This is a genomic window from Elusimicrobiota bacterium (assembly GCA_041658405.1).
Taxonomy (GTDB): Bacteria; Elusimicrobiota; UBA5214; order JBBAAG01; family JBBAAG01; genus JBBAAG01.
The window spans coordinates 1-8,249 of the sequence record JBBAAG010000107.1; the positions used below are offsets into that span (position 1 = coordinate 1).

Annotated in this window: 8 protein-coding genes; all 8 read left to right on the forward strand. The window is 40.5% G+C overall.

Features of this window, described 5'->3' with window-relative positions:
- A partial coding sequence (locus WC955_12400; protein MFA5859854.1) for a nucleotide exchange factor GrpE occupies nucleotides 1-370 on the forward strand: 370 nt, incomplete at its 5' end.
- 103 nt (nucleotides 371-473) lie between these two features.
- Nucleotides 474-2,402 (forward strand): molecular chaperone DnaK, encoded by a 1,929-nt coding sequence (gene dnaK / locus WC955_12405; GenBank protein ID MFA5859855.1) that lies wholly within the window; start codon nucleotides 474-476, stop codon nucleotides 2,400-2,402.
- 29 nt (nucleotides 2,403-2,431) lie between these two features.
- Nucleotides 2,432-3,574 (forward strand): molecular chaperone DnaJ, encoded by a 1,143-nt coding sequence (dnaJ, locus tag WC955_12410; protein MFA5859856.1) that lies wholly within the window; start codon nucleotides 2,432-2,434, stop codon nucleotides 3,572-3,574.
- A gap of 9 nt (nucleotides 3,575-3,583) precedes the next feature.
- A complete protein-coding gene (locus WC955_12415; GenBank protein ID MFA5859857.1) occupies nucleotides 3,584-4,357 on the forward strand; it encodes an RsmE family RNA methyltransferase in 774 nt (257 codons plus the stop codon).
- 6 nt (nucleotides 4,358-4,363) lie between these two features.
- On the forward strand, nucleotides 4,364-6,013 hold the full coding sequence (locus WC955_12420) for an NAD+ synthase (protein MFA5859858.1): 1,650 nt from the start codon (nucleotides 4,364-4,366) through the stop codon (nucleotides 6,011-6,013).
- The gene (gene mtaB, locus WC955_12425; protein MFA5859859.1) at nucleotides 5,994-7,262 is read left to right on the forward strand and encodes a tRNA (N(6)-L-threonylcarbamoyladenosine(37)-C(2))-methylthiotransferase MtaB; all 1,269 of its coding nucleotides are present in this window, start codon (nucleotides 5,994-5,996) and stop codon (nucleotides 7,260-7,262) included. Before WC955_12420 ends, mtaB begins: the two co-directional genes overlap by 20 nt.
- A 68-nt stretch (nucleotides 7,263-7,330) precedes the next feature.
- Nucleotides 7,331-7,678, forward strand: a complete 348-nt coding sequence (locus tag WC955_12430) for a histidine triad nucleotide-binding protein (protein MFA5859860.1) — start codon at nucleotides 7,331-7,333, stop codon at nucleotides 7,676-7,678.
- 84 nt (nucleotides 7,679-7,762) lie between these two features.
- Nucleotides 7,763-8,083 (forward strand): 30S ribosomal protein S21, encoded by a 321-nt coding sequence (rpsU, locus tag WC955_12435; GenBank protein ID MFA5859861.1) that lies wholly within the window; start codon nucleotides 7,763-7,765, stop codon nucleotides 8,081-8,083.
- Nucleotides 8,084-8,249 lie beyond the last annotated feature (166 nt).

Genomic DNA, 8,249 nt, shown 5'->3' on the forward strand with positions numbered 1-8,249 from the left:
GAAAGAAGAGGTGTTGTTGAACGTTATAGGGTTTGTGGATATAATGGAACATGCAATTGCAGGTAGTAAAAATGCTAAGTCAGTTAATGCTGTTATTGATGGGATAGAACTTGTACATAAAGAATTATTATCGATGCTTAAACGCAACAACGTGGATGTTGTTGAAACTGATTGTGTTAAGTTTGATCCTGTATGCCACGAGGCAGTGGAACAGGTTAAGGATAATACTGTCGAAGAAAACACAGTAGTTGGTGAATTTCAAAAAGGTTATAAAATCAACGGTAGGGTCATTAGGGCTGCAAAAGTTAAAGTTTCAAAAAAGGAAGAGAATACTGAACCAAAAAGTGATAAAAACGGGGAGAAAGAATAAAATCTATATTCATTATTCGTCATCTAAGTAACTGAGCCTTGATATGAATTCAAAAAAGAATTTAATAAAATTGTTTTAGGTTGATAGGAGGAAAAGGAAAAGTATGGGTAAATTTATTGGAATAGATCTTGGGACGTCAAATTCTGCGGCTGCGGTGCTTGAAGGTGGAAAACCGACGATAGTGCCCGCAGCAGAAGGTATTACGTTAGGAGGGAAAGCGTTTCCGTCATACGTAGCAATCACAAAAGAAGGGCAGTTGATTATCGGAGAACCTGCACGTCGGCAGGCGGTAACAAATCCTGAAGGAACCTTTACTGCGTTTAAACGTAAGATGGGTACTGATTTCAAGTATAGTATATGGGGTAAGGAGTATACGCCGCAACAGTTATCCGCGTTTTTATTACAAAAAATTAAAACTGATGCAGAAGCGTTTTTGTCTGATAAGGTTGAAAAGGTTGTAATAACGGTTCCCGCATATTTTAATGATAACCAGCGGCAGGCTACCAAAGATGCTGGCGCGATTGCCGGGCTGGATGTCACCAGGATTATTAACGAACCAACAGCCGCGTGCTTGGCATACGGAGTTGAACGAGCAGGGCATGAAGAAAAAATTATGGTGTTCGATCTCGGCGGAGGGACATTAGACGTTACCATTATGAACTTCTGGAAAGAAGGCGGGTTCAATGTAATGTCAACTTCAGGCGATACTCAACTGGGCGGAACTGATATGGATACCGCATTGATTAATTATATTGCAGATACTTTTAAAAAAGAGAATGGTATTGATCTTCGTAACGACAAGATGGCAATGCAGAGGTTGAAGGAAGCTGCAGAAAAAGCTAAGATTGAGTTATCCAACGTGTTTGAGACAGATCTTAACCTGCCTTTTATAACAGCAGATGCGTCCGGGCCAAAACATTTAACTCTAAAACTTTCCCGTGCGACCTTAGAAAATATTGTACAGTCAATTGTTGACCGTTGCCGTCAGCCGTTGGATCAGGCAGTGGCAGATGCTAAACTAAAAATTAATGATGTAACAAAAATAATCCTTGTCGGCGGGCCGACACGGATGCCGATTATACAGAAATTTGTTGAGGATTATGTTGGTCATAAAGTTGAACGCGGGGTTGATCCTATGGAATGCGTGGCGTTAGGCGCGTCATTACAGGCAGGTATCATCCGCGGGGAAGTTAAGGATATAGTATTGCTCGACGTAACACCGTTATCACTTGGGCTGGAAACGCTAGGAGGCGTGTTCACTAAACTTATAGATCGTAATACTACAATCCCGGCTAAGAAAGCTGAAGTATTTACTACTGCGCAGGATAATCAGCCGTCGGTTGAGGTGCATGTACTGCAAGGCGAACGCCCGATGGCAAAAGATAATGTAAGTCTCGGAAAGTTTCATCTGGATGGTATTCCTCCTGCGCCGCGAAGCACTCCTCAGATTGAAGTGGCATTTGATATAGATGAAAACGGTATACTAAGTGTATCAGCAAAGGATCTCGGGACTGGTAAGCAGCAGTCTATACGTATAACGTCACCGCAGAAGTTGTCAAAAGAAGAGATCGAGAATATGGTAAAACAGTCTGAAAAATTCGCGGATGAGGATAAAAAGCGTAAAGAAGAAGTTGAAGTCCGTAATGAACTCGACAGTTTGGTGTATAATGTAGAAAAGTCGTTAAAAGATCATGGGGATAAAATATCCGGTGATGAAAAACTTAATCTTGAACGCACGATTAATGATGCAAAAGAAGCGTTGAAGACCGGGGATATTGATAAGATTAAGAAAGTGAAGGAAGAGTTAACTGCCGCATCGCATAAACTTGCGGAAGCTATTTACAAAGAAGCAAATGAAGCACGGCAGAAAAAACAGCAGGAAGGGCAACAGCAGCAGCCCGGCAGCGGGAGCGGTGCTAGCACAAATAACGCGTCAGCCGGTGGAGGTGAACAACCTGGTTCCGGTAATAGTGAAGGGAATAAGCCTAACGATGGCGAAGTTGTTGATGGCGAAGTTGTTGATGGTAAATAGTTAGGTTATAGGGAAGGGAAATAGTTCAATTGTCAGTAAAACGTGATTATTATGAAGTATTAGGTGTAAAGAAAACTGCTACACAACAGGAAATTGAACAGTCATACCGGAAGTTGGCTGTAGAAAATCATCCTGACCGTGCGCCTGAGGAAAAGAAGGAGGAAGCACGGCAGAAGTTTAAAGAATTATCTGAAGCTTATGCAGTGTTGTCTGACACAAAAAAGCGTGCTCAGTACGATAGTTATGGCCATGCGGGGATTGATCAAAGATACCGCCAGGAAGATATTTTCAGGAATACGGATTTTGGAAGTGTATTCGAAGATATGGGTTTTGGCAGCGGGACGTTCGCTGATGTATTCAGTGATTTATTCAGCGGAGGATCTTCACGCAGCAGGTATGCTCCGCGCGGCGGGGATGATATCGAATTTCCGATAAAAATAACGTTGGAAGAAGCGTTTAATGGTACAGAAAAAAATGTTAGTTTTTATCATACCATCACTTGCAACGTGTGTAACGGTTCCGGAGCAAAGCCCGGGACGGGTACCAAAACCTGCCAGTCCTGCCGTGGTGCTGGGCAGGTAAGATATTCACAAGGATTTTTTGTTGTATCCCAACCATGTCCGAAATGCAGCGGGCAGGGCAAAATTATTGATACGCCTTGCGGGCAGTGTACCGGAAGAGGTAAAGTAAAAGAGCAGACAAAGATTATGGTAAAGGTTCCCCGGGGCGTAGATACAGGTACAAGTATACGTATGCGTGGAAAAGGTGAGGCGGGAGAACTTGGAGGGCCACCGGGTGATTTGTATGTTACCGTAAGAATAGAACCACATAAAATATTTGCGCGGCGTGGGGATGATCTGTTTATCAAAATACCAGTAAGTTTTGTGAGGGCTGCGCTGGGAGGCGAATTATTAGTTCCAACATTAAGTGGTCAGGTGACTATGAAAATACCGCCCGGTACACAACCAGGGAAAACATTTAGGTTGCGCGGGCATGGTACGCCGAACTTGCATTCTCATGAAACCGGGATGTTGTATGTTACAGTAGATATTGAAGTTCCAACCAAGCTTAATGAGAAACAAAAACAGTTATTACGCGAATTCGCTCAGAATTCAGGTGAAAATGTAGATGATGAGGATTCAAGTTTCTTCAAACGTGTTTTCAGGACATAATCTTATCAAATGCCGCAATTTTATGTTGTTGACAAACTCGCAAAAGGTGGTATCGTAAAGATACACGATTCGGATGCACGGCATATCGTTACTGTCCTGCGTTATAAACCCGGTGATACGATAAGAGTGTTTAATAATCATCATCAGCAGGCGGACGGTTTTGTTGAATCAGTACAAAATAATGAGGTGATGGTGAGGGTTAATAGAATGATCGATTCTTCTAGTGCAAATGAAAATAATGTTAGGCTGATCGTATATGCATCACTCGTAAAAAAAGATAAAATGGAAGTTATTCTCCAGAAAATGGTTGAGTTAGGCGTAGATGTTTTGGTGCCGGTAATTACAAAAAATGTTGTTGTTAAATTATTAACTGACGAATTTGAGAATAAGCGTTTACGCTGGGAAAAAATTGTGTTATCTGCGGTGAAACAATGCGGGAGAAGTAACATCATGAAGTTACACGGGATAAAGTTGTTTAAGGATGTTCTTAAAGAAGAAGGGTTCAAGTGTAAAAACAGAGCGGTGTTGATGCATGAAAAGTATGGCGATAATATTTCTTCATTAAAGTTGGATAATGAAATACACGAGGATATTAGGTTGTTCATTGGCCCTGAAGGCGGATTTGATGAAGAAGAAGTTGAACTAGCGAAGAGTTGCGGGGTTAAGATTGTTAATCTTGGATCTAACGTTTTCCGTAGTGACTCTGCTGCGATAGTTGCTGTGAGTATTGTGTCATATCTTATTGGTAGATACAACAATGTTTCACAGGACAGGCAAGGATAAGTTTTTATGAAGATAGCGCTTGCGCAAGTTAATCCTTGCATTGGAGATATTAAAGGGAATTACGCGAAAGTTAAAGCTGTTTATACACGCTATGCTAAACAAGGGGTGGATATTGTTGTTTTCCCTGAACTTGTCTTAATAGGTTCTCCTCCGCGGGATTTGTTATATCGCAAATGGTTGATTGATGAAGTGGAAAAGGTTACTAAACAACTGGAGCAACTGACTGGCGGGTTTAAACATACTGCACTTATTGTTGGTGTACCGGTACGTACTGGAAGTGGGGATAACACAAGATTGTTGAACTCAGCAATTGTTTTGTTCCAAGGGAAAATTGTGTTCTCTCAATCAAAAACGTTCCTTCCCTCATATGACGTGTTTGATGAAACCAGGTATTTCTATCCGGTGGATAAAAAAAGTATATTTGTGTTTAAAGGTAAGAACATAGGAATATCTGTAGGTGAAGATACGTTGAATGTGGCCGGGAATAGTGTTGGCACAAATTATTATAACGAAAAACCGGTGGGACAGATTGCAGGATCGAAGCCTGATTTAATGATAAACATCTCCGCATCGCCTTACTATCTAGGGAAAGAGAGAACAAGGTATGACCTTGTAAAAGCACTGGCATTGAAATATCGTGCACCGTTAATATATGTAAATCAGGTGGGCGGGAATGATGAGTTGATTTTTGACGGGCAAAGTTTGTGTATCAGCAAACACGGCAAGGTTTTGGCTAAGATGCCGGCGTTTGTGGAAACTGTTAAAGTAGTTGATACTGATACGAATGGAATAGAAGATTTATGTCTTAAATGGGATGTTGAAATGGAACTCCTGTATAACGCTCTTGTATTAGGTATTCGCGATTATGTTAATAAAAACGGGTTTTCAAAAATTACCGTTGGGTTATCAGGGGGGATAGATTCAACAGTGGTTGCGTGCCTGGCTGTTGAAGCGGTTGGGAGAGAAAATGTTTTGGGTATAACAATGCCGTCGATATTTTCATCAAAAGGAAGTGTAAAGGACTCAAAAATACTTGCTGCAGGGTTAGGGATTGAATTTAAAGTTGTGCCTATTACTGAAGTTTATAATGCATACCTCAATGTGTTTAGAAAACAATTTCGCGGAGCTAAACCTGATATAACCGAAGAAAATGTGCAAGCGCGTATCCGCGGGAATTTATTAATGGCATTCTCCAATAAGTACGGATACCTTTTATTGTCTACGGGTAATAAAAGCGAGTTGGCAGTTGGATATTGCACGCTATACGGTGATATGAGCGGGGGTTTAGCCGTGATTTCCGATGTGCCTAAAACTATGGTGTACAGACTTGCAGAGTATATTAATATAAAAAATAGAGTTATTCCGAAAAGTGTTTTCACAAAACCACCGTCAGCAGAATTACGGGCGAATCAAACTGATCAGGATACTTTGCCGCCGTATAACGTGTTGGATCAGATATTGTATTTTTACATAGATGAAAACTGTTCGCCTGAAGAAATTGTGTCATACGGTTATAACAAGGATACAGTGAAATGGGTGACACGTACTGTTGATAAAAATGAGTTTAAACGCCGTCAAGCAGCACCTGGTTTGAAAGTTACTTCAAAAGCCTTCGGTACTGGCCGGAGGATGGTTATTGCTGCTAAGTATTATTAAGATGCCAGCTATACGTTTCTACACTTTCGGTTGTAAGGTCAATCAAACAGAAACTCAATCTGTTATTGACAAAATGCCGGGTGGGTATTGGATTGCGGATGATAATAGTGAAGCTGATATTTTATTTATTAATAGTTGTACTGTTACTTCCGAAGCGGACCGCCAGTGCAGGCAGTTGATACGGAGTTACTGCCGTGTGAATCCGCGGGGAATCGTAGTACTTACTGGTTGCTATGCTGAACGTGCAACTGAGGTTTTACAATCGGAATTCCCGGCGGTACGTATTATAAAAAAAAATGAGTGCGGTGATTTCTGGGATATAATTGAAAAATATTCTGCAGAAGATGTTTCTCAAAAACAACGGGTCTCAGCAGGTTTCGCAAATGTTAGAAGTTATGTAAAGGTACAGGATGGGTGTAACCAGTTTTGTAGTTATTGCATAGTTCCTTATGTCCGTCCAATACTTTCAAGCCGTAAAACGGAAGATGTATTGAGTGAAGTAAAACGTAAAGTTGATACCGGTGTAAAAGAAATTGTGCTTACTGGTATACGTTTAGGCAAGTATAAGTCAGGGAGTTGCGGTTTGGTTAATCTGATTGACAAAGTTACGCAGGTTAATGGTATTCAGCGTGTGAGATTGAGTTCAATTGAATTGATAGAAGTAAGTGATGAATTGTTGAGGTTGATAAAGAAAAACACTAAACTATGCCGGCATTTACATATACCTGTGCAGCACTGTCATAATGATGTCCTGAAAGCTATGAACCGTCCGTATTTTATTGAAGAATTTGTTGAGAAAATTGCTAAAGTCCGTGAGCAAATACCAGATTGCGGGATTACTACCGATGTGATCACAGGATTTCCTGCAGAAACTTTAGGAAAGTTTGAGGATTCATTCAGGGTATTAAAGAAGATTGGGTTCTCAAGGTTACACGTTTTCCGGTACTCACCAAGAGAAGGAACTTTGGCTTATCAGACAATGAAGGATTGTGTTGATAATAAAGAAAAAAAACGTAGGAGCAAGGTGCTGCTGCAACTTGATCTTGAATTAAGGCAGAAGTTTGCCGAGAAGTTTGTTGGAACCAGGGTTGAAGTGTTGTTAGAGAACAAACGTAGTGCAGGGAATGGGTATATATTTGGCTATTCAGGTAACTATATTGAGGTTTTTGTGGATACTGATAGTGTTAATACACTCTGCTCCGCGATAATTGTGAAAATAGAAAAAGGGCGGGCTATAGCGCGGATTTAGTATTTTTTTAAAGAAAATACTTGTAATTATTGTGTTTTTTGTCTATTAATATACAAATATTCGAAATTATGGATAAATGCATTTTTTGTAAGATAGCGGATAAAGAGATACCTGCAGGGATTGTTTATGAAGACAACGAAATTGTTGTTTTCAATGATGTAAATCCTCAAGCACCGGTGCATATGTTGGTAATCCCAAAAAAGCATATAGAGTCCTTGAACGTGGTTGATGAATATACTGATGCCGGATGGATTTTGAAAATATTTGAGGTGATAAAAAAGGTTGTGAAAGAGAAGAAGCTTGAGAATAATGGTTATAGAGTTGTGATTAATTGCGGGAAAGATGCGGGACAGGCAGTGGGACATGTACATTTTCACATACTTGGCGGGCGTAAACTTTCCTGGCCGCCAGGGTAGGTATGAGATTAAAGTAATCTTTTTTATAGAATAACAAAACAAAAAAACAAAACTGAGTTAAGGAAGGGGTGAATTTTTAATTTTATGGTGTATGTAGAACTGCGTGAAGGAGAGACAATTGATGAAGCGTTGCGTAGATTTAAACGCCAGTGCGAACGCAGCGGGATATTGCAGGAGATACGTAAACGCGAATATCATGTGACTCCAAGCGAAAAAAAGAAGCAGAGAATGAATGAAGCAGTACGCAAACTGCAACGGAAGATAATGAAAATGCAGCGTAATCAAAGTACGGACCGTAAGAAACGCCGTCCGCGTAAATTTTTCCGTCGTCCAGCGTTTGGAACTACAGGGACAGGGGGAAGTACTTCAGGTAGTGGCAGTATGGGGCCACAGGGTACACGGTAAGTATTTAGGATATATATCACTAAATATTAGTAAATTGAGGAGTTGTTTTATCAACTATGAAGTTGAAACTTGGAGATTTTTTTAAGTTTGTGATTGAACAGGGGATCAAAGCTGATCCCCGCGGAGAAAGTGTTGTTAAATCCGATCTGCAAAACGTTAAAGCGAA

Bases quoted from the DNA above. Each gene is read 5' to 3' on its own strand.
- dnaK (MFA5859855.1), top strand. From the start codon at position 474: ATGGGTAAATTTATTGGAATAGATCTTGGGACGTCAAATTCTGCGGCT.
- WC955_12415 (MFA5859857.1), top strand. From the start codon at position 3,584: ATGCCGCAATTTTATGTTGTTGACAAACTCGCAAAAGGTGGTATCGTA.
- WC955_12420 (MFA5859858.1), top strand. From the start codon at position 4,364: ATGAAGATAGCGCTTGCGCAAGTTAATCCTTGCATTGGAGATATTAAA.
- WC955_12430 (MFA5859860.1), top strand. From the start codon at position 7,331: ATGGATAAATGCATTTTTTGTAAGATAGCGGATAAAGAGATACCTGCA.
- rpsU (MFA5859861.1), top strand. From the start codon at position 7,763: ATGGTGTATGTAGAACTGCGTGAAGGAGAGACAATTGATGAAGCGTTG.